This window comes from Brachyspira sp., assembly GCF_029258575.1.
Taxonomy (GTDB): Bacteria; Spirochaetota; Brachyspiria; order Brachyspirales; family Brachyspiraceae; genus Brachyspira.
The window spans coordinates 1-21131 of record NZ_JARHYI010000101.1 but is presented as its reverse complement, the minus strand read 5'-3'; the positions used below and the strand labels follow the sequence as shown (position 1 = coordinate 21131).

The window sequence follows — 21131 nt, the reverse complement described above, 5'->3', positions numbered from 1 at the left end:
TACATACAGAAAACATTTCTTTGAAACCGAACATCCATTAGACATCTTTTGTACGAAGCAGCACATTAAAAGAGTTTACAGCCCTGTGGCTTCACCTTGGTATAATGGTGTTGTAGAAAGTACACATAACCGAGACCAAAAAGAATTTTACGATTTCTGCAGCAGAGAATTAACTTTAGAAAAAGCAAATCAAAAATTAATAAAATATAATAATTTTTGGAATCATAAAAGAATACATTCGGCTTTAAATTATGATACTCCTATGTTATACTTCAAAAAAATAAGGAATACTTAAAGGAAATATCTCTGGCTCCCGTGCAAAAAATACTAATAATATTTTCATATACATCCTCCTAATAATTATATACTGTAATTATACAGCTATTACTTAATAAAGCAATATAAAAAATAAAAACCCGTATAATAAATCATTATACGAGTTTTATAAAGTTTGAGCGATTAGAGAATATTATCTATTTTGATATACTTTGTCTATTTCCAATAAATACTCTGTTCTTAATTTCTGTAAATCTGCTGAAGCTTTACTTCTTAAATCAATTGCATTATCTATTACATTCTTATCAGGAGATTCTTTTCTCATTTCAACATTTATATTATCTGTTTGATTATAAATCTCTCTTCTTAATGCATCCATTTGAGGATAATATTTATCTTCTATAGTTTTTATTTTATCAATTTGCTCTTGTGTTAAAGTGCTATTATAGTAACCATAACCGCCTCTGCCATGACCATAACCGCATCCGCCTCTGCCATAGCCATGTCCTCTGCCGTAACCATATCCACATCCGCCCCTGCCATAGCCATGTCCTCTATCATAACCAGCATCATATCTTCCTCTACCATAACCATATTGAGCAAATAAAGATACTGAAGCTAAAACCATAATAGCTATTGAAATTAATATAACTGATTTTTTACTTATTTTGTTGTTCATAATTGTTTCTCCTTTTTATCATATATTTTCTTAAATTATTTTACTTATTAATTATTTTAATTATTGTAGTAACATCCATTATAATTTCCTCCATTGTGATAATGGAAAGAATGATTAGAATTACCATGATACCCTCTTCCATTTCTTCCATATCCATTACCGCATTGAGCAAATAAAGACACTGAAGCAAAAATCATAATAGCCGCTGAAACAAAAATTATAATACCTTTTCTCATATATTTCTCCTAATTTTGATTTTTTTTATTTCTCTTATTTTTGTTTTCTTGTGCTTTATTAGACGAGAAATTAATTGAAAAGTTCCCAGAAAAAATAATTTTTTTATATTTTTTTATCAATATTTATTTGATTTTTTTATACAATTTCTTTATTAGTCCTATCTTTCCAAAGCATATATAATAAAATAATGCCAATATTAATACTATTGGTATAGCAACTGCTGTAAATCCAATTATAAAAAATATTATACCAGAAAAAAATTCTTTCAAAAATGAAATCATACTAACATATTTATTATAAATATTGGTATTGCTTTTAATTGCCCCTACATTTGATATACTTAAAGTTACTTTGGAATAATCTATAGATGACTGCATATTTTTCAAATTACCTTTCATACTTTCTATCTCATATGTTAAGGTATTAATTCTATCTTCTACTTTTAATATTTCATCAATATTCTTACTTTCTCTCAAATAATTTCTTAATTTTTCTAAAAGTACTTCTCTATTTTTTATTCTATTTTCTATATCATAGTAGCTTTCAGTAACATCTTTAGTATTAATATTTTTATTTTCAATATTTTCATTATTCTCTATAAAATCTATAAAAGTATAAAGATTTTCTTTAGGTATTCTTATAGTAAGATAATATCTATTTTTTGAAGATTCTACATTATCAAAATATCCTTTATACTCTTTTACTTTTTCTTCTACAGACTTATAACTTTTTTCTACATCTTTTGAATTTACTCTTATATCTACTGTAACAATTAATTTTCTTTCTACACTCTCCGATACATCTTCAGCTTTTTCTTCTTCTAAAGCCATATCAGAACTAGGAGCAGCAGGAAGAACATATGATGTGAAATTAGAATTTTGAGAACTGCTTTTACTGCATGATAATAACAAAAACATACTAATTATGATAATATAATTTTTCATGTTATAATCCAAATAATAATTTATGATAATATTATAACTTATTATTTTCATTATTGCTAATTACAATTTAATAATTATTCATATCTTTTTCTGAATTACTTTTATCGAAATACATAATATTAGCATTCGGATTTAGCTCTACAACTTTCTTATAATCTTTTATAGCCTCTTCATAAAGCCCTAGCATTCGCTTTATTATGATAAACTAATTCATTATCAGGATTTAATTCTATAGCTTTATCATAATATTCTATTGCATTCTCATAAATTTTAATTCATGATTTGCAATCCATTTAATATACTTCACTATCTAAATAGTTTTTGTTTCATTTAGAAAATTATTTTTTATATTAAAAACTTCTTCATAAAGATAAAGATTAAATTTTTCTTTAGCAATATTTTTTTATATCGATTAAATATTATCCATATACCAAATACAATCATGAAATATTAAAGAATTTTATACTCTCTTCTAAAAACTTAGCTTTATCAAATAACTTTTTAGATAACTCACTTGACTCTTCAGCCAAAGAAGCATTCTGAGTAGTAGCACTTTCTATAGTATTTATTGAAATACTTATTTGAGAAACCCCAGCCTCCTGCTCTAATGAAGTGGAAGTTATACTTTGCATTAAATCAGAAGTACCAGATACTTTTTCTTGCAATTTAATAAATATTTCCTGAGATTCTTTAGCTGTTTTTGTAGCAGTATCTATTTTTTCTGCTGTATTATCAACAAGGGAAGTAATATCTTTAACAGATGACTGTGTAGTCTGAGCCAAATTTCTAACTTCAGCAGCTACAACCGCAAAACCTTTACCCTGTTCACCAGCACGTGCTGCCTCTACAGAAGCATTAAGAGCAAGTATATTAGTTTGAAATGCTATATCTTCAATAATTTTTGTAATATCTTTAATTTTAGAGCTTGCATTATGAACATCTTCTATATTGGAAGCTGTTTGAGATATTATGCTTGCCGCTCCTTCAATATGCTCCATAGATTCAGACATCATATTCTTACCAGATACTGAATTATCAGCAGATGCTTTTATAGTAGAAACTATCTCCTCCAAACTAGATGCTGTTTCTTCCAAACTAGATGCCTGCGAATCCGTTCTATTTGAAAGCTCTAAACTACTCTCCATCATTCTTTGGGAAGTTATAACTATCTCATTTGAAGCCTCATTAACATTAGTTACAACTTCAGCCAATTTCGCACTCATAAGATTAAATGCCTTATCTAATTGTCCGAATTCATCTTTTCTATAACTTATAGGACATTTAAGCTCTATATTTCCTTCAGATATTTTATTTGCTTTTTTCATCAAAATACTTAAAGGACTCATAGTTTTTGTAATGTATGAAACTGAAAATAAATTAACAAATATTATAGATAATACACAAACTATAATAGCTATTCTTAACATTCTAATATTTTCAGCATATATAATTTTATCATCAGCAGCTATAGATAATATCCAAGGCATATTATTCATTTTAGTATAAACTGCTGTTCTCTTTTGACTGCCTAAATATGAAACATATTTTAATATTCCAGACTGTTTATTATCTTTTATTATAGAATCATAACTTTCATTTGCAAAAGTATTTATTTGATCTTCAGTATCAAGCATAATATTCCTTGAACTGTCAATTGCAAATAATCTTCCAGTTTCAGGGAGCAATAGTTCACTCAATTTATTACCCAAAGCATCCCAATTAAATACCATATATACAGTACCTAATAAAGTATTATTGGTTTTAATGCCAGCAATCATGAAAAAAATAAAATTATCACTTATTTTTGATTTTGATATACTAGAATCATAAGCTATTTCATAATTATTTTTAATCAAATTATCCCAAATATCAGGTCTTAAATCTTTTATATTTTTTCCTAAATTTATATTTTTGGTATTTTGTAAAGTAACTCCATTAGTATCTGTTATACCTATATCCAAAGAATATCTATTAATAGCTTCAAATTGCTTTAATATATTTACTAATTTTTCAGTTTCTTCAGCTGTACGAGTGCCTAATAAATAATTAATTATAGAAGGACTTATAGAATATGTTTTTAGTAATATATCATTCTCTTCAAACCATGTATCCAACATAGATTTATAACCTTCTATCGTGTTGCTATATCCAGAATATGAAGATTTTGTTATGGCTACATAAGATCTATATGATAATATAATGATTGTTATCACTAAAAGTATTGTTGTTATTATACTTATTGTTAATGGCATTTTAAATCTTATAGAGTTTCTTTTTTTCATTTATTAGATCCGTCCTCTAAAATTTATATTTCTTTTTAAAACCTTTATAAATTAATATAAATTTTCTATATTTAATTTATCATTTTTTAAAATTAAAAATTCAATTGATATTAAAATTAATTTCATTTTTAATATAATATTTACATTTTTTATAATTTTATGTTTTATAGATTAGTACAAAATATTAAAAAATCAACACTTTATTATGAAAAAAAAATTTAAAAAGTTACTTAATTTTATGCCATTAATTCTCATTATAATTCTAGTTTTATGGTATAAATCTCCAATAAACGGTATAAAATATGATCCTAAAAATGTAAACAAGATAAATATAACTCATAATGGAAACTCCATAGTTATAACAAATACTAACGATATATATTTTATAATAAAAAGTCTAAACAGCATATCTTTAAATAAATCAATACCAAAAATGAAACAATCAAAATACGGATATGATATAAATATTCATTATTCTTCTGCCAGTATGTTTAATAATTTAACTATATATTCATCAGAAACTGCTTCTATAGGAAATTTTTATTATACCGATAAAAATAACATTCTTCCATATGAGTATATAAAAAATATATTTTATAATAAAAAATAAAAGTTATAGTAAATAATATAAAAAACTATAGCATTTTTTTAAAAATAAAGTATTATTAATATAATTATTTTTTATCAGGTAAGGAGAGTATATTATGAAAAAACTTCAAAGTCTAAGAGTTAAAATTCCACTTACCATTATATCTATGTTTATTGTATCTATAATAGCATTAATAGTTGTAACTGGAATAAAAGTATCAAATACAATAAAAGATGTAACATACACAGGATATAATAATACTGTTATGGGATTTTCCTCTCTTATAGATAGTTGGTTTGATGATCAATTGCTTATAGCAAATATATATAGTACTTCTGAAGAATTAATAAGATATTTACAATTAAGAACAGAAGAGGCAAAAAGCGATGCGATATATAATATAAAAGAATTAAAATCATTAAATGAATATGTCATTAATGTAGGTTTAACAGATACTTCAGGAAATATATTAATAGATTCTGATAATATTGATTTAATAGGAAAAAATATTTTTAATATTCATCCTGATTTAAGGGAAACCATAAATAATAGTAAGTCAAAAGGAGTGTTTGGAAACAATATCACTCATTCTCTTACTACAGGAGGCTGGTCTTTAATTTCTTTAGTAAAAGTAAATAATTATAATAATCAAACCATTGGATATTTATATACTATACTTGACTGGAATACATTAAATAAAAAACATATAGAACCTCTTATAATAGGTAAAACAGGAAATATGTATGCAGTTGATAAAGATTTAATTATAAAAATACATAGTAAAATAGAAAATATAAACAAACCTGCCCCTGAACAATTTAAGGAAGCATTTAATTTGGGAAAAGGAATATTACATTATATATTTAATGATGAAAAAAGAGTTTCATCATTTATAACATTAAAATCTCAGCCTTGGATATTAGGTATATCTGCAACAACATCTGAGATATATGAAGCTAATAGATCACTTATGATTATGATGATAATAATATCTGCAGTAGATATAGTTGTTATATTAATATTTATATCAGCATTTATTATGTCTATAACAAAACCATTACATTTATTGGTAGATGTGGCTAAAGAGATAGCAGACGGAGATTTAAGAACTACTGAACAAAAGATTAAAAGAAAAGATGAGCTTGGCGAATTATCCGATGCCTTTGTTTCTATGAGAAAACAGTTAGTAGATACAATAAGAACAGTTGAAGAGTCTGCTAATAATATTACTATGGCTGCAAAAGAATTATCTGAACAAAATACTGATTTAGCTCATAGAACAGAAAGTCAGGCTGCAAGTATAGAACAAACTTCTGCTTCTATGACAGAGATTTCTGCTGCAATAAAAGATTCTGCTGACAATTCTATAAGCGGAAGCAGAATGATATTAGATTCTAAAACATCAGTTGAAAAAGCAGGAAGTATAATAGCTGAAACTACTTCTAATATTGAAGAAGTTCATGATGCTAGTTCTAAAATTAAAGATATTACAAAAATTATTGAGGATATAGCATTCCAAACAAATATACTTGCTCTTAATGCTTCAGTAGAAGCTGCACGTGCTGGCGAACAGGGTAAAGGTTTTGCTGTTGTAGCTTCAGAGGTTAGGAATTTGGCACAGACTACACAGACATCAGTAAAAAGCATTACAGATTTAATAGAAAATGTTTATGAAAAGATAGATAAAGCAACAGGAACAGCAAGAGAATCTCAAGAGATATTTGTTGAAATACAAAATAGAATAGATGAGGCTTCTACTATTGTGATGAATATCAGTAATGGAGCAAGCGAACAGCAATCTGGTATAGATGAAATAAAGATTGCTATTGCGGAGATGGATTCTACTACTCAGAAAAATGCTGCCTTGGTAGAGGAAGCAACAGCTTCTGCAGAATTACTATTTGCTCAGTCTGAAGAACTTATGTCTGCTATACATATATTCCAACTCCCTAGTAAAACGAGATAATTTATAAAAACATAAAAAATATCCAATATTCATGAACAATATAGGGTATTTTTTATATTAAAATTCCATAATTTGTTATTTTTAGTATAAAAATATAATATTTTTTATTTATAAAATTTGATATTTATTTTTTTTCGTATAAAATATTGTTAAATATTTAAGTAAGGTATAATATGTCATTTACTTTTAATGTACTAAAAAACACTACTCAAAACTCGGCAAGACTTGGTAAAATAAATATTAACGGAGTGGAAATAGATACGCCAGTTTTTATGCCTGTTGGTACAAAAGCAACTGTAAAAGCATTGACTCCGCTTATGATAGAAGAAACTGAAAGCAAAATAATACTTGCTAATACTTATCATTTGGTATTGAAACCTGGACTTGAAGTATTAAAAAAATTCGGTGGGGTTAAAAAGTTTATGGGCTGGAAAGGGGCTATGCTTACTGATTCTGGCGGTTTTCAGGTATTTTCGCTTGCCAAATTAAGAAAAATTAATGATGAGGGAGTGGAATTTAGTTCTCATATAGATGGTTCTAAATACTTTTTTAATCCTAAAAATGTAATGGAAGCTGAACATATTATAGGTGCCGACTTTATAATGTGTCTTGATGAATGTTCTAAACATGATGCTGGTTATGATTATGCTAAAGAGGCTATGCTTAGAACTCATAAATGGGCTAAAGAGTGTAAAGAATATCATGACAGTACACCAAATAGTGAATATCAATATCTTGGAGGAATCATACAAGGCGGTATGTTTGATGATTTGAGAAAAGAAAGTGCTGAAACTTTGGTAAATATGGACTTTCCATTCTACTCTATAGGAGGACTTTCCGTAGGTGAAACACCAGAAAAGATGCATGAAATACTGTCAAAAGTAATGCTATATACTAATAAACAAAAACCTAGATATTTAATGGGGGTAAGCGAACCTCGTGATATACTTAATGCCGTTATGGAAGGTATAGATATGTTTGATTGTGTTATGCCTACTAGAAATGCTAGAAATGGAGAAGCGTTTACTATGAATGGAGTTGTACGAATAAGAAATTCAAAATACAGACTTGATGATACCGTACTTGAGGATAATTGCGATTGTTATACTTGTAAAAATTTCTCTAAAGCATACTTAAATCATTTGGATAAAACACATGAAATACTATTCTCTACACTTATGACTATACATAATGTGAGATTTATGCAAAGGTTTATGAAAGAATTAAGAAATGCTATTGAAAATGATAGATTTTCCGATTATAGAAAGGATATTATGTTAAAATTTTATTAATGATTATTAATTTTTTACATATTTTATAAAAAATTGTATTATATAAAATAATTAAGTGAGTTTTTTATGGCTGGTAAATATGCTAAACAATTAGCTAAATATAATTCTATTCTATCTAAAAATTCTCAGGATCCAAGTACATTAGCAATTTTAGCTAGAATAGCAGTTAAAGAAGCTAGAATAGATGATGCCGAAAATTATTATAATACTGTAATATTAAATGATCCTAATCACTCAGAAGCTTTATATATGATAGGTTTTTTTAATATGAAAAAAAATAAATATAATGAAGCCATAAAATATTTTAAAAAATTATTATATAATGGTAAAGAAAATGCTTTCATATATGAATATTTATCTATAATGGATAAAGAAAATAGAAGAGAATATCTAGAAAAGGCATTAGAAATATCAAAAAATACAAAAATCATTTCTAAAGATTATAAAAGATGTGCTTATATGGCATTTCAGACATTTGCTTGGAGGGAATATGATATATCTCTGGAATATGCTAATTTTGCTTATGATGCGAAACCTACAAATGATATAATAAATCTATTAGGCTGTATTCATCATAATAATGAAGACTATGATAAAGCCCTTTCCCTATTTCATGAAGTTAATGCTAATTATGAATGGCAAAATTCATATATTTTATGCAATATATCATCTTGCTATAGAAATAAAAATAGTAATAAAATGGCTATAAGATATTTAGAAAAAGCCTTAGAAGTTAATAATAATGATAAATTAATATACTATAATATAGGTTCTATATATGCTTCAACTGGTAATAAAAAATTAGCTGCTGAGAATTTTGAACAAGCTATAAAAATAGATAATGATTATGAAGAGGCTAAAAAAGCATTAGAATCTATCAAAGACTAATAATGTTACAATAAAAAAATCAATAAAAAAACTTTCAATATTAGTAAATTTAGTATATTATATATTAACCAATATTTATAAAATAAATGGGGTATTGAAACTGTGAATTTTTTTGACTATATAAAATATAATTTATTTAATATAAGAACTCCTGAACTAGTAGAAAAAATGCGTATGGAAGAATATTCTGATAGAATTTCCAAGCATAAATATAATTTCGTAGATTTGAAAACTAAAGCTCTAACAACTACTTGTGCAAAATTTATGTTTGAAATGTATAAAGTTGTTGGTCCTCTTCTTGGTCCATTAAAAGATGAATTTATAATAAAAGATGGTAAGCAGTTTTCATATTATTTAATAGAAGTTTCATTCAATGATGAAATAAAAGAATTATACTCTACTCTTAATAGAGATTATATGATGTCCAAAATACAGGAAGGAAACAATCCTAATAAAGTATTCAGCGAAGTAAAGAACAATTTTGTAAAGTTTAAAAAATTTATAAGCGGAGAAAACGGAAAGGAAATTAACTTAACTTTTAATCTGCTTAAAGATTTTGCTCAATTATCTAATTTCGATTTCTTTCTTTTTTTAAGAGCATTTTGTCCTTCATTTGTTGATGGTGCATATAATTCTAATCCTCAATTTAAACCAAGTTCAAATATACAGATAGTTGATGATTTAGTAAAATTAGATTATGCAGTAAGTTCTATTGTTATAAGAAAAGAATTACTATCTGCTTTAAATATTTTTCAGCAGTATTTGGGAATGCCTCCCATACCTGAAAAGAACATTAAAGCATTTTTAGCTAGAGTTAAATATTTCCAAACACCTAATGTAATGCATGATATTATAGTTTATCTTCTTAAAGACTTTACTTATAAATGCACTATAAATCCGTCTAATGTTAATATATTTGTAAACTACATAACTGACTTTACAAATAATCTTAAAAAAGATATGGACAGCATAGTTACTGATATTAAAAGCAGTAAAATTGCTGGTATGAGAAATAAAATGTTTAATGGTATAGAGATACTAAAAATGGCAAATGTTAATGAAGATAAAAATGAACAATTAGAAAAATTTGATTGTCCTGTATTTACCTGTGTAGAGCCTCTTCAATACATAAAAACATTTATTATAGAAATTTTTGATATAAACTATAAAGATCCGCTAAATGACTTATTTTTAGGAGCTGAATTTGTAGATAAAAGCAGAAATTCTCAAGGTTTAGACGCTTTCTATATTTTAAATGATGTTAGAGAAGGAATACAAAAATTTGATACTATGCTAAGTCCTGAATCTGAAAATTTCAAACGCCTGAAAACTTGGATTGTATCTAAAAATAAAGCAAATGCAAATAAAGATCTTATAGAAACAATGGTTAATAAAATTGATTCTGAAGGAAATAAAATTATTCTAAATGTATATAATTCTGTTATAGATTTAACTACCATAGTAAAAAATATTTTTGAAGACTGCAAAAATAATACTAAATTAGAAATCAGCAATGCAAATAAAGTTCAATACTTGCAGAACTTTAATCTTGATATAGCAAAAAATATGCTTGATGATTTTGATAACTTTATTGCTCTTATGAAAAATTTTGTAAGATAAAAAACATTTTTTAATTAGGAAAATTTTAATGAATAAAAATCAAAAAACTATTATACAAATAGTAATAGGAATAACTATAAGTATAATTTGTTTATATTTTGCTTTTAGAGGAATAAATATAAAAGAATCTTTAGAAATAGTAAAAAACATTAATATAACATATTTTATAATTTCTTTAATATTAAGTGTAATCATCATAGCATTAAGAGGATTAAGATGGGAATGTTTTATTCCTTTAAAAAAACCTATTAAGAAAAGAACTATAGTTATGGCTACATATATAGGATTTATGGCTAATAATATACTTCCAGCTAAACTTGGAGAGGTGGCAAGGGCTTATATATTAGGTGTAAAAGAGAATGTAAGTAAATCTGCATTAATAGCCTCTGTTGTTACAGAAAGACTTTTCGATGTTATAGTAGGAGGAATTATATTAACTATATCTGTAATATTTATTCCTAATCTGCCACAAAAAATCACTTATGCTGCTATTGCTTTATTTATTTTATCTATAGTTGGTTTTTTAGTGCTGATGATTTTAGTATGGAAAAGAGAATTTGCTCATAAGGTTTTTCATAAAGTTTTTGGAATACTCCCCAAAAATATAGCAGATAAATTGATAGAGTTTTCATGCAATTTTATAGATGGAATAGGTTTAAAAAATGATCCTAAACATATATTTTTAATATTTTTCTATACTGCTTTATATCTTATAGGGCAAATGCTTACAATAGGATTTTTATTAACTTCTTTTAATATTAAAGCTACTCCAATAATAGCATTATTTATTTTTGCTATAGGAGGTTTCGGATTTGCAGTACCTTCTGCACCTTCTGGAATAGGACCTTTTGAATGGGCTATTATTTTCGGACTTTCACTTCTAGGTGTAGAAAAAAGTATAGCAGCTCCTTATGCTTTTGTATATCATATGATGGGTATTGTTCCTATAGTAATAATTGGATTTATATTCTTATTTATGCTCGGTATAGATTTAAAAACTGCAACTAAATCTATAAATCAAAATGAAGAAAAAATATCATAAATTAGAAGATATTATAACTATATGACGCTCTTTATCTTCTGATGATAATTTTTTTATTTCTATATTGTATTTATTTTTTTGAATATTAGGCTCTTTAAGTTCATCTTCTATTTTGTCCATTTTTCCTTTATAGGCTATTAATTTAGAATTTTTCTTTTTTAATTTATTGAATATCTTAAAAAGAGATGATATATCAGAAAAAGCTCTGGAAGTTATAATATCATATTTTTCTTTTATTTCATAAGCATTGATGCATTTCACTTCTATATTATTTAATTGAAGTTGATCTTTGGCAAGTCTTAAAAACTCTGCTTTTTTATTTTTGGATTCGCATAATGTGAATTTCTTATTATCATATACTATAGCAAGAGGTATTGAAGGAAGTCCAGCACCTGTACCTATATCTATTATATTATCATAAGATGAAAATATTTCTAAGGCTAAAAGACTATCTATTACATGATTATAAAAAAAATCTTCTATAGTCTTTGCCCCAGTAATATTAACATTTTTATTATAATCAATTACAATAGATGAATACTTTATAAGTTTTTCTTTTTTGCTTTCATCAATATTTATGCCGATATTTTCTAATGCCGAATAATAATCCATAATCACCAGCCTAATTTTTTAGCATCTTGTTTAGCCTTATCGCCAGCTGATACATTTGTAATATTATAACGCAATTCTCTTTTATCCGTTTTACTTTTCATTATGAACTCTTTCGGATATGGTACATTATTAACTGTAGTGTAAGAACCCAATTCTATATTAACTGAATTATCTAAAAAAGCAGTAGAAAAACTTCTTACTCTATATGTAGACGCAGAAAAAATTATAGTATCAACTCTGTCATTATATCCTATTTTTAATGTATGCCAATTCTTTCCTAAAGTGATATTGCTACTTACTATTTTTTTAGATAAGTCTATAAATTTATAATCTAATATATCCGCATAAACTTTTGGAAAACGCATAATAGGAGCTTCTAATGCAAACTCATCAAAATTTCTTTTTAAAGGTTCTTCAAGTTCAGGTAGATTTAATGTAAGATTATTATTATTAACTTTAGCATCCATTATCATACCGCCTAAAAGTCCATCAACAACATTCATATATTTATTATTATTATTCTTATAATAATTAACAAGCATAGGAACCTGATCCAAATCGTCACCACTGTAAAAAGCACCACCTGATGAATATATAGAACTAAAAGGAGATTTTGAGAATCTGCTGAAAGCTTCTTTCATTACCTCTTTTTCATTTTGAGTAAATGCCAAATTTGAAATCAATAAAAATATTATAAATATATTCTTCTTAATCATGATTAATTAACCTCTTACAATATAAAACCTATTTATTCATTCTCTGTTAAACTTTCTATTTTATCTTTTATCCTACTCTCATCATAATCAAATTCTTTTTTATATGAAGATATTGATTTTCTATAATATTTAAGAGCATTCTTATAATCATTTTTAGCATAATATGTATCCGCAATATGGGCATATATTTCAGCTTTAGAACCTTCATCTACATATAAAATCGCTTTTAATAAAGTCTTCAAAGCATTATCATAATCCCCCTTTTTATAATAAGCAAAACCCAAAGTATCTATATAATGCGGAGAATTAGGCTCTAATCTAATCGCATGTTTAGAAAGTTCTATAGCCTTATCCAAATCATTTCCCAATGATACCAATGCCCAAGATAAACTATTTATATTCTCAGCAGCATTAGTGTTTTGAGAATATTTATAATTAGCATATAATAATGCTGAGTTTGTATTATTCAAAGATAATGCTGTTATATAAGGTATATTTACTCTATAATCATTAGTATTAGATTTATTATTACTGAAATACTCATAATCTTCATTTAAATATTTATTAGCATTTTCATTATCATTATTGAGTAATGATGCATAAGCCTTTAAATAGCTACAAGAATATTTTTCTTTTTCATATTTGTCAATTGCACTCATAGCAAGCTCATTTTCACCTATATCTCCTGCAGTTAATACCAATGATACTAATTCATTTTCTCTTATATTTTTATTATCCAAAGCTAAATATTTATTAAGCATTTCCTTTGACAACTGAAAATTATTCTGATTTTTAAACTCTAAAGCAGCCTGCAAATATAAATTATTATACTTTCCGCTTTTATCATAAGCTATTAAATTATCTATATGTTTAGGAAGAGCATCTATATTATTAATCATAAAATAAAATGATACTATATCCATCTCAGCATTTATTTCATTTTCATTATTTCCTGTTTCAGATATCATTTTATAATATGCCTGTATAATATCTAAATCTATTTCTTTTCTATCCAAATCAGTTTCTATCATATTAAGAGCATTGCTATATCCTGAAGTTTTAGCTTCCATAATAATAGATAATATTTTAGGAGTGTTAGGATCTGAAGGATCTATCATATTAAATAACTCGCTATCATATTTGCCTGACATAAAACTTAAATAAGCACTCAAAAATAAAGCATCATTTATCATTACACTATTAGAATATGCTTCATCATACTTCTCTAAAGCCTGATAACTTTTTACTATACCATAAGCAGCTGTATATTTATCAGAAGGAGATAATTCTACACCTTGAAGTTTATTTAATCTATCAATGGCATTAGAAAATCTGCTCAAATAAAATTCACTCATACCATAATAAAAATTGTAATAGCTTATATAATTGTTGTTATTATTAACTTTTTTCTTTTCATCTACTTTAGAAAAATAATATACAGCCTTTTCAAGCTCCCTATTATCATAGAATGTAAAACCTAATAATATTAAAACTTCATTATTAAAACTATCTATTTCATATGCAGATTCTAAATAATATTTTGCCTTATCAAGATTATTGAGAATAAATATATTACTTTCGGCAGCTTTTAATAATATATCAATATCTTCAGGATTATCGATAACTAATTTATCATATATTTTTGAACTTTCATAATATTCTCCTAAAACTTCATGAGTTTCGGCTAATGTTATATATACATCTTTATTTTGAATATATTTTAAAACTTCCTGAAGTATTATTTTAGCACTTTCTAAATCTTTTATAGTTTGTTCATCTGGAGTTTTATTTGCCAATGCTCTTTCTTTATAGTATAAAGCTAAAGTATAAGCAGCTTTTGCCTCTTCTTCATTTTTTATATATTCAGAGCCTTTATATACATCTTCTTCAGATTTTTTATTGGTTTGTGAAAATATATTAGATACACTAATAATAAAAACTATCAATATAATACTAAACTTTCTAATCAACATATTCAATATAACTCCATAATTTAAAGTTTACATAATTTTAATATATGTTTGCATTTATATCAATACAAAAAATGATACTTTTATAAAAGAAATTAAAATAGAAATTTGATTTACTTATCAGAAGGAATTTCAGATTCTTTATTAAACGCTTTTTCTAATAAATCTTCTAATTTTTTATTGGTATAAAAATCAGCCTTAACTTTAGTAACTATCTCTAGTACATTTTTTCTAGGTATTTTTACAGTTTCACCCATAAATATATTATAATTACCTTTCATAAGTTTTATTGTTTCATATCCCATAAGTACTGCCACCAAACAAAAATGTCTGTATCCTAAAGCTTTCTTTTCTATGGACATAATATACTCTATAGCATCTTTAAACTCATTCATAGCTGATTCTATCATTTTTACCAAAATCGCCATAGACTTATCCATATAAGCACCGTCTTCAAAATAGGGGGCAGCATTTTCATTATCAAATAAACTTATAGGCCAAAATACTCTTTTTTCTTTATAATCTAATTTAGCATCTTTTATAATATTTACCTTCTGTAAAAATCTTCCCAAGCTTTTAGCTTTATCCCTATCCAATTCTAAATTATCCAATATCTTTACAAGTTCTGTAAGATAAAGTCCTACAGTAGCAGCAACATAATAACAATAATCATCTAAATCTTCAAATGTTGATATAGTATGATCCTGATAATAAATCATGCCATATCCCATTTCTCTTAAATATGAGATAGAGATATTTTTTACCTCCTGTTTGAAAGCGAAAAACGATTTAAGAACTATATCAGCATTTTCTATTAAAACTTTATCATTTTCATTTATACTATTTTCGATAATTACCTTCTTAAAATTTTCAAGATTATCAATATTCTCTGTTTTTAAAATATTAATAAAACCTGTTATCAAAGTTTCTTTATCTTCAGCATTATGTGTAGAATCTTCAATAGTATCTATTATTCTAGCAAGTAAATACTGAATCTCAACTTTATTTTTTTTGTTTTTATCGAGTAATGGTATAGTTAAAGCAAAACTTCTTGAAACTAAATCCAGTAAATATTTCGTATTAATTTTCGTTGCCATATATTTTCCCTAAATTTTTATTTTTTTAATAATGATACACAATGAACTGCAATACCTTCTCCCCTGCCTATAGAATCCATTTTTTCATTAGTCTTAGCTTTTATTGAAACATTTTCTATATCAGTTTTTAAAACTTTGGATAGATTTTCTCTCATAGTATCTATATGATTTCTTAATTTTGGTTTTTCTAGTATAATTGTAATATCAGTATTCGATATAGAATATTTTTTTTCTTCCATTATCGATACTACTTCTTTTAAAAGTTCTGTAGAAGAAATATTTTTATATCGTGCATCATTATCAGGAAAATGACTTCCTATATCTCCAAGTGCTAATGCTCCTAATATGGAATCTATAAGAGCATGAATAACTGCATCGGCATCAGAATGACCTTTTAACCCCAATTCATAAGGAATTTCTATACCTGCCAATATAAGTTTACGATTTTCTGCAAATATATGCGAATCATATCCGTAACCTATTCTCATCTACTAGTATCCTAAATCATATTGTTAAAATTATACTAAAATAGATTAATTTGTCAAATTATTATATACATTATATAGATACATAATCAAATCATAATGGTATAAAAATCAATAAAAAGTATTATTTGTATGATAAAATATATAATATATTATCATTAATAGTAAAAAATTCTAAAATTCATACTTATTAGTTGAATGCTTGAAAAAAAAATTATATAATACTATATATAGAAAAATATAAAATATATGGAGAAAACAAATGAAAAAAATTGGTCTTTTACCTAGAATTATCATAGGTATAATTTTAGGTATATTAGTCGGTATGTTTCTTCCTGCACCTGTAGTAAGAATTTTTGTAACTATAAGCAGCATATTCAGTTTATTCTTGGGATTCATTATTCCTCTTATGATTGTTGCTTTTATAGGATACGGTATTGCAAACCTTACAGAGGGTGCTAGTAAATTAATAGGGATTACTGTTGTAATATCTTATGGTTCAACTTTATTAGCTGGAAGTATTGCATTTTTAGTAGCTTCTAATTTTTTCCCTACACTATTAGGGGCTTCAACTTTAAGCAATGTAAAGATAGAGTCTGGTTTGGAAAGTTATTTTACCATACCCCTTAAGCCTCTATTTGATGTTACATCTGCTGTAGTATTTGCATTCATTTTGGGTATTGGTATAACAATGTTAAGACCCAAAAAACAAGGAGAAGAATTATTTTCTATAGTAAGAGATTCTGAAGAAGTTATACAAGCTATTTTAAAAAACATAATAATTCCTATACTTCCTTTACATATTTTAGGTACTTTCGCAAATTTAGCTTATGCTGGAAGTATACAGCATATACTTGTAATATTTGGTAAAGTTTTTGCTGTTGTTATCATTCTTCATGTACTTTATATTACTACTTTATTTGTTATATCAGGAATTATAGCTAAAAAATCTCCTTTAATGCTTATTAAAAACCAGATTCCTCCATACTTCACTGCTGTAGGTACTCAAAGTAGTGCTGCTACTATACCTGTAAGTTTAATAGCTGCTGAAAAAAATGGAGTATCCGATCAAATTAGAAAATTTGTAATACCGCTTTGTGCTACTATACACTTAGCTGGTTCTATGATTACATTGACATGCTGTTCTACTGCTGTTATATTAATTTTAGGACAAACTCCTACTTATGGTTCTATACTTCCTTTCATACTTATGTTAGGTATTGCTATGGTTGCCGCTCCAGGTGCTCCTGGCGGTGCTGTTATGAGTGCTTTACCTTTCTTCTATATGATAGGAATAACTGGAGAAGAATTACAAGGTTTAATGATCGCTTTATATTTGACTCAGGACTCATTCGGTACTGCTGCTAATGTTTCTGGCGATAATGCTATAGCTGTATTTGTAGATTGGTTCTATAAAACTAAAATTAAAAAAGAAGTAGCTTGATTTTATTAAATTAAAATGAGAATAAAAAAGGATAGTTTCTTTATAAGAGACTATCCTTATTATTAATAAATGATATTACATACCCCACCCTCTTTACTTACTGCTTAAATATAAAATTATAATCATTATTTTTTTATAGCAAAATTAGAAATTGCACTGCCCACCCAAGCTTTTAATTAATTAAAAAATCTATTCTACGCACGGTTAATAAAATTTCATATATAATTTAAATTGTTATTATTAATCAATATATATTTATAGTTTTGTTCTGCGTGCGGTTAAGTTATTAAAAATATTAATAAAATTTTGGGTGGGTGCTATGATAACAGATAAAGTTAAAAAGAAATATAAATCAAAAATAATAAATTAGTGTAATAAGTATAGAGGGTGGGACTTCAAATAAAGTTAAAAATATGAATGTAACAATATTTTAATTTTATTTATTCTGAAATAGGAGAACTTAGCATTTACTGTCCTGAATTAACTGATATAAAACTTCTAAATAGTTTAATAACAATAGGCAAAAGAGCAATGATAAATTGTTTTAGTTTAAAAATCATTAAAACTTCATAATTCATCAAAAACAATAAGAGAATTTGCAGATTAGTAAGCATTGAAATACATGATTCTATAACTTCTATAGATACTAGTACTTTGCAGATTGTGAGTCTTTAGTTAATATCAAATTACCAAATAATTTAGAAACAATATCTGATAAAATGTTTGAAAGCGACAAAGCTATTAATAATATAACAATACCGTATTATGTAAAAACAATAAAAGATTATGCATTTTATTACTGCAAAAAATTTGAAAGCATTAAGTTTTTAAATGATAATCCTAAATCAATAACAGTTGGAAGAAATGTATTTTCAGTATATCCATTAAAAAATATTTATATACCTAAAGTAGCAAAGCATCAGATAATGAATGTAGAACTGCTTTAGGTATTGATGCATCCGTAAATATTATAAGAGAATAATATTAATGATAAAGGTTTATATTAAGCTTTTATTATAAACCTTAAATTATAAATAAAATTCATTAAATTAATAAATTTATTTTTGAAATATATTTATTTTATTAAACCTATATCTTTTCTATAGTATTTATCTTTAAAATCTATTTTTTCAATATCACTGTAAGTAAGTTTTCTAGCCTCATCTAAAGTATCAGCAATATTAACTACATTAAGCACTCGTCCGCCATCAGTAACAATATTATTATTTTCATCTAATTTAGCACCTGCAATAAAACATTGTCCATTTATTTTATCAATTCCTTCTATCTTGTAGCCTTTATTATAAGAAGCAGGATATCCGCCTGAAACCATTACCACACAGCATGCATGCTTGTTCTTCCATTTAATATTCAAATTTGATAAATCTCTTTTCATAGCTGATTCTATGATTGATAAATAATCTGTTTCCAAAAGCTGAAGTACAGCCTGAGTTTCAGGGTCCCCCATTCTAACATTATACTCAAGTAAATATACGCCTTTTTTTGTTATCATAAGCCCGAAGAATATAATACCAGCAAAAGACATTTTTTCAGTCTTTATACCTTTAAGTGTAGGTTCTAATATATCTTTAATAAATAATTCTGCTGCCTCTTTTGTGTAATACGGATTAGGAGATATAACCCCCATTCCTCCAGTATTATTTCCTGTATCATTATCACCTACTTTTTTATGATCCTTTGCTGATATGAATGGTATTATTATATTGCTGTCAGTTACAGAAAGTATAGAGGCTTCAACTCCATCTAAAAATTCTTCTATAACAACTTCATCTCCAGCCTCTTTAAATATTTTTTTAAGCATTATATCCTTTAGAGCATTATTTGCTTCCTGTTTATCCTGACATATTAAAACGCCCTTACCCAAAGCAAGTCCGCTAGCCTTTATAACTATAGGATAGCTACATTTTTCTAAATATTCATTAGCCTTGTTATAGTCAGTAAATACTTCATACTCAGCAGTTTTCACTCCGTATTTTTTCATAAAAGTTTTGGCATAGGCTTTAGAGCCTTCAAGTATAGCAGCATGTTTATTAGGTCCGAATATTTTAAGTCCGTTTTCCTCAAATTTATCAACTATTCCATATACAAGCATCTCCTCACTTCCTACAATAGTCAAATCAATACTTTCTTTTTTAGCAAAATTTAAAATCTCATCTATAGTTGAAATTTTTATGTTTTCACATTTTTTTTCTTTAGCAGTTCCAGCATTTCCTGAAGTACAATAAATTTTTGTAACTCTTTCATTTTTGGCTAAATTATTACAAATAGCATGCTCTCTAGCACCTGAACCTATAACAAGTATTTTCATGTTTTTATCCTTTTATAAAATAAAATGATTAGAATTTCTAGAAGTAAAATTAATTTTATATAGTGATTACATTCTAAAAAATAGATCTCTAAATAATAGTTTACAAAATTATAACAAAAAGATTATAAAAGTAAATGTTTTATTATAATTGATAATTTAGTAAAAAATAAATAAATTTTTAAAATTATTACGATTTTTTCATAAAAAACTAATAATAAACTTGCAAATATTATTTAAATTGACTATACTCTAATTATAAATGTTCTCGCGTGCAACACTAAGAATGGTTACGTAAATTTTAAATGAGGGTAATTTATAATGTTTTTGTTAACTTGTTCAGGTAAACACTCTACTCTACTCTACTCTACTCTACTCTACTCTACTCTACTCTACTCTACTCTACTCTACTCTAAACGATTAACATATCACACCCATCATAAATTTCATTTTAATAAAAAATCATACTATATCATAATCAACTTTTTTTCAACATTATCAAGTATTTATTCATCAAATACATATAAAAAAATTTTAATCTGTTATTTAGGCATTTACCCATTAAATGTCCGCAATATAAATTTAATTTTTAGAGGAGTTTATACTTATGAAAAAAAATTTTACTAAATCTTTTGCATTAGTATGTGCATTAGTATTTGCAATTTC

21 protein-coding genes are annotated in these 21131 nt (G+C 25.9%); 9 read left to right on the top strand and 12 right to left on the bottom strand.

The features are described from left to right. A partial coding sequence (locus tag Q1J76_RS07930; RefSeq protein WP_300369416.1) for an integrase core domain-containing protein occupies nt 1-295 on the top strand: 295 nt, incomplete at its 5' end. 174 nt (nt 296-469) lie between these two features. On the opposite strand, the gene Q1J76_RS07925 is transcribed toward Q1J76_RS07930, so the two are convergent. The 6 genes from Q1J76_RS07925 to Q1J76_RS07905 all read right to left on the bottom strand — a co-directional run bounded on the left by Q1J76_RS07925 (nt 470) and on the right by Q1J76_RS07905 (nt 4418). Continuing rightward, nucleotides 470-955: a Spy/CpxP family protein refolding chaperone gene (locus Q1J76_RS07925; RefSeq protein WP_300369413.1), complete on the bottom strand. Its 486-nt coding sequence runs from the start codon at nt 953-955 to the stop codon at nt 470-472. Nucleotides 956-1011: 56 nt separating this feature from the next. After that, a complete protein-coding gene (locus Q1J76_RS07920) occupies nt 1012-1191 on the bottom strand; it encodes a hypothetical protein (RefSeq protein ID WP_300369410.1) in 180 nt (59 codons plus the stop codon). Nucleotides 1192-1314: 123 nt separating this feature from the next. Next, complete coding sequence (locus Q1J76_RS07915) at nt 1315-2136, bottom strand: DUF4349 domain-containing protein (RefSeq protein ID WP_300369407.1); 822 nt, start codon at nt 2134-2136, stop codon at nt 1315-1317. A gap of 67 nt (nt 2137-2203) precedes the next feature. After that, nucleotides 2204-2323, bottom strand: a complete 120-nt coding sequence (locus tag Q1J76_RS07910) for a tetratricopeptide repeat protein (protein ID WP_300369404.1) — start codon at nt 2321-2323, stop codon at nt 2204-2206. Continuing rightward, complete coding sequence (locus Q1J76_RS12515) at nt 2307-2390, bottom strand: tetratricopeptide repeat protein (RefSeq protein WP_367182103.1); 84 nt, start codon at nt 2388-2390, stop codon at nt 2307-2309. Before Q1J76_RS12515 ends, Q1J76_RS07910 begins: the two co-directional genes overlap by 17 nt. 186 nt (nt 2391-2576) lie before the next feature. Then, nucleotides 2577-4418 (bottom strand): methyl-accepting chemotaxis protein, encoded by a 1842-nt coding sequence (locus tag Q1J76_RS07905; protein ID WP_300369401.1) that lies wholly within the window; start codon nt 4416-4418, stop codon nt 2577-2579. Between the two features lie 205 nt (nt 4419-4623). Here Q1J76_RS07905 and Q1J76_RS07900 point away from each other — a divergent pair, with 205 nt between their 5' ends. The 6 genes from Q1J76_RS07900 to Q1J76_RS07875 all read left to right on the top strand — a co-directional run bounded on the left by Q1J76_RS07900 (nt 4624) and on the right by Q1J76_RS07875 (nt 11815). Continuing rightward, complete coding sequence (locus Q1J76_RS07900; protein WP_300369399.1) at nt 4624-5028, top strand: hypothetical protein; 405 nt, start codon at nt 4624-4626, stop codon at nt 5026-5028. 94 nt (nt 5029-5122) lie between these two features. Then, entirely contained in the window at nt 5123-6973 is a 1851-nt protein-coding gene (locus Q1J76_RS07895; RefSeq protein ID WP_300369396.1) for a methyl-accepting chemotaxis protein, read from the top strand. 173 nt (nt 6974-7146) lie between these two features. Continuing rightward, on the top strand, nt 7147-8265 hold the full coding sequence (gene tgt, locus Q1J76_RS07890) for a tRNA guanosine(34) transglycosylase Tgt (RefSeq protein ID WP_300369393.1): 1119 nt from the start codon (nt 7147-7149) through the stop codon (nt 8263-8265). A 66-nt stretch (nt 8266-8331) separates the two neighbouring features. Then, nucleotides 8332-9153, top strand: coding sequence for a tetratricopeptide repeat protein (locus tag Q1J76_RS07885; protein ID WP_300369391.1), 822 nt, complete (start codon nt 8332-8334; stop codon nt 9151-9153). 102 nt (nt 9154-9255) lie between these two features. Then, complete coding sequence (locus Q1J76_RS07880; RefSeq protein WP_300369388.1) at nt 9256-10773, top strand: DUF5312 family protein; 1518 nt, start codon at nt 9256-9258, stop codon at nt 10771-10773. Between the two features lie 28 nt (nt 10774-10801). Then, a complete protein-coding gene (locus Q1J76_RS07875) occupies nt 10802-11815 on the top strand; it encodes a lysylphosphatidylglycerol synthase transmembrane domain-containing protein (RefSeq protein WP_300369385.1) in 1014 nt (337 codons plus the stop codon). Here the strand turns inward: Q1J76_RS07875 and rsmG are convergent. From rsmG to ispF, 5 genes are all read right to left on the bottom strand, one after another. Beyond that, nucleotides 11810-12427: a 16S rRNA (guanine(527)-N(7))-methyltransferase RsmG gene (rsmG, locus tag Q1J76_RS07870; RefSeq protein WP_300369382.1), complete on the bottom strand. Its 618-nt coding sequence runs from the start codon at nt 12425-12427 to the stop codon at nt 11810-11812. The two genes, Q1J76_RS07875 and rsmG, sit on opposite strands and share 6 nt — an antisense overlap. 2 nt (nt 12428-12429) lie before the next feature. Further along, on the bottom strand, nt 12430-13143 hold the full coding sequence (locus Q1J76_RS07865; protein ID WP_300369379.1) for a hypothetical protein: 714 nt from the start codon (nt 13141-13143) through the stop codon (nt 12430-12432). 32 nt (nt 13144-13175) lie between these two features. Continuing rightward, nucleotides 13176-15116, bottom strand: coding sequence for a tetratricopeptide repeat protein (locus Q1J76_RS07860; protein WP_300369376.1), 1941 nt, complete (start codon nt 15114-15116; stop codon nt 13176-13178). 110 nt (nt 15117-15226) lie between these two features. Further along, nucleotides 15227-16210: a squalene/phytoene synthase family protein gene (locus tag Q1J76_RS07855; RefSeq protein WP_300369373.1), complete on the bottom strand. Its 984-nt coding sequence runs from the start codon at nt 16208-16210 to the stop codon at nt 15227-15229. 17 nt (nt 16211-16227) lie between these two features. Beyond that, on the bottom strand, nt 16228-16698 hold the full coding sequence (gene ispF / locus Q1J76_RS07850) for a 2-C-methyl-D-erythritol 2,4-cyclodiphosphate synthase (RefSeq protein ID WP_300369370.1): 471 nt from the start codon (nt 16696-16698) through the stop codon (nt 16228-16230). A 259-nt stretch (nt 16699-16957) separates the two neighbouring features. Here ispF and Q1J76_RS07845 point away from each other — a divergent pair, with 259 nt between their 5' ends. Both Q1J76_RS07845 and Q1J76_RS07840 read left to right on the top strand, forming a co-directional pair. Continuing rightward, complete coding sequence (locus Q1J76_RS07845) at nt 16958-18139, top strand: cation:dicarboxylate symporter family transporter (protein ID WP_300369367.1); 1182 nt, start codon at nt 16958-16960, stop codon at nt 18137-18139. A gap of 680 nt (nt 18140-18819) precedes the next feature. Beyond that, nucleotides 18820-19086 carry a leucine-rich repeat protein gene (locus Q1J76_RS07840; RefSeq protein WP_367182102.1) on the top strand — a complete coding sequence of 89 codons (267 nt, stop codon included), beginning with the start codon at nt 18820-18822 and terminating at the stop codon, nt 19084-19086. Between the two features lie 128 nt (nt 19087-19214). On the opposite strand, the gene purD is transcribed toward Q1J76_RS07840, so the two are convergent. Beyond that, nucleotides 19215-20468 (bottom strand): phosphoribosylamine--glycine ligase, encoded by a 1254-nt coding sequence (purD, locus tag Q1J76_RS07835; protein ID WP_300369364.1) that lies wholly within the window; start codon nt 20466-20468, stop codon nt 19215-19217. Nucleotides 20469-21131: the final 663 nt, after the last annotated feature.